This is a genomic window from Polynucleobacter sp. 35-46-11, from assembly GCF_002281105.1.
Genome location: NZ_NCFJ01000447.1, coordinates 1 through 2,032 on the forward strand (window position 1 = coordinate 1; position 2,032 = coordinate 2,032).

Annotated in this window: 3 protein-coding genes; all 3 read left to right on the plus strand. The window is 46.9% G+C overall.

Annotated features, from left to right (window positions below):
* Positions 1-19: 19 nt before the first annotated feature.
* On the plus strand, positions 20-535 hold the full coding sequence (gene ribH / locus B7Y67_RS16160; protein WP_293599509.1) for a 6,7-dimethyl-8-ribityllumazine synthase: 516 nt from the start codon (positions 20-22) through the stop codon (positions 533-535).
* Between the two features lie 8 nt (positions 536-543).
* The gene (gene nusB / locus B7Y67_RS16165; protein ID WP_293599507.1) at positions 544-1,038 is read left to right on the plus strand and encodes a transcription antitermination factor NusB; all 495 of its coding nucleotides are present in this window, start codon (positions 544-546) and stop codon (positions 1,036-1,038) included.
* A 161-nt stretch (positions 1,039-1,199) separates the two neighbouring features.
* Positions 1,200-2,032, plus strand: an 833-nt coding sequence (locus tag B7Y67_RS16170; protein WP_293599508.1) for an aldehyde dehydrogenase family protein, incomplete at its 3' end; no start/stop codon positions are given.

Here is a 2,032-nt window from a genome sequence, read left to right on the forward strand (position 1 = left end):
AGTAATTTCGGAAAATACAATGAACACATCCAATGATGAATCTGCTGTAGGAGTACTTGCCACCGACCTCAATGGCCAAGATCTGCGGGTATGTATCGTACAAGCGCGCTTTAATGAAGAGCATTGCGTTGCACTCACTACCGCTTGCATTGAAGAGCTCATCAAGTTAGGCGTCTCTCAATCTGATATCAAGTTAGTCACCGTGCCGGGCGCATTAGAAATTCCATTCGCACTTCAAAAGCTAGCTGAAACAGGTGAGTTTGATGGCTTGGTTGCGCTAGGCGCCATCATCCGTGGCGAGACTTATCACTTTGAACTCGTATCGAATGAATCTGGGGCTGGCATTACCCGCGTTTGTCTTGAGTCTGGGCTACCAATTGCCAATGGTGTTCTTACCTGCGAGACGGATGAGCAAGCGCAAGTTCGGGTTCAAGTTAAAGGTGCTGATTGCGCTAAAGCCGTTGTTGAAATGGCTAACCTAGCATTAGCCCTCACACCAGACATTGATTTTGAAATCAATCCCAACGAAGAGTAATGATTGATATGACTAAGACCCCCACAACATCACAAGCCCCTGTGGCCAGCGCACCAAAACGCTCTCTAACGCCACGCCGCCGTGCTCGTGAGTATGCCCTTCAAGGTGTATATCAAAGCCTAGTGATGCGTCGCGCAGGTAGCCTGCCGAATGCCGCAGCTATCGCTAAACAATTAGCAGAAGACCCTGGCTTTCGTCGTTGCCAACATGATTTATTCCAAGGCATTTTTGCTGGCGTTTTAGAGCGTACAGATGAACTCGAAGGCATCATTACCCCTGCGCTGGATCGCCCCATCAATGAGCTCTCCCCTGTAGAGCATGCCGCCCTATTAATTGGTGCGTATGAGCTGGCCATTGATTTATCTGTTCCATATAAAGTAGCCATCAATGAGGCTGTAGAGCTTGCTAAGACCTTCGGAGGTACCGATGGTCATAAATACGTGAACGGGGTACTAGATCTCTTGGCTCAAAAGCTAAGAAGTACAGAGATTCAGGCAGGCTAAGCTCAATAACAGCCAAATCCTCGCAAGGCAGCTCACTAGACCCCTGCACTCGTTCAGAGTCCAGGGGTTTTTCATTACCCTTGCCTGAGGGATAAAATCAATCGACTAAATAGATTAAGCTATCAACCATCAATAGCTAGAACAATTTTGGAGACTTTGCCATGCAAAAAATAGATATTCGCCCCTTACTCAAAGATCCAAGTTTATTTAAAGAAGATGCTTTCATTAACGGTGCTTGGGTAAAGTCCAATAATACCTTTGCTGTTACGAATCCAGCTACGGGCGAGTACATTGCACAAGTAAGCAATCTTGGAAACAAAGATGCAGACCTAGCCATCCAAGCAGCAGAGAATGCTTTTCAAGAATGGAAAAGTAAAACTGCTAAAGAGCGTGCCCAAGTGATGCGCAAATGGTTTGATCTGATTATTCAGAATACTCAAGACCTTGCCATCCTCATGACCCTGGAACAGGGCAAGCCCCTAGTTGAGGCAACTGGTGAAGTGACCTACGGCGCTTCATTTATAGAATGGTTTGCAGAAGAAGCTAAACGGGTTGCAGGCTCTATTCCAAGCACAACCTGGAGCGATAAACGTCTCATCGTGATGAAGCAGCCGATTGGTGTCTGCGTAGCAATTACTCCGTGGAACTTTCCGATTGCCATGATTACCCGCAAGATTGCGCCAGCAATGGCAGCCGGTTGCACTATTGTTATTAAACCCGCCGAACTAACTCCACTATCGGCTCTTGCCTTGGCTGAACTTGCACAACGTGCTGGCGTACCAGCAGGTGTAATCAACATTCTGACGGCAGATGCCGAGCAATCTATTGCGATTGGTAAAACACTGTGCGCCTCACCCGTAGTTCGTCATCTATCATTTACTGGATCTACAGAAGTAGGCCGTATTTTGATGGCTCAGTGCGCACCTACTGTAAAAAAATTAGCCCTCGAACTTGGTGGCCATGCACCATTTATTGTTTTTGAAGATGCGGATAT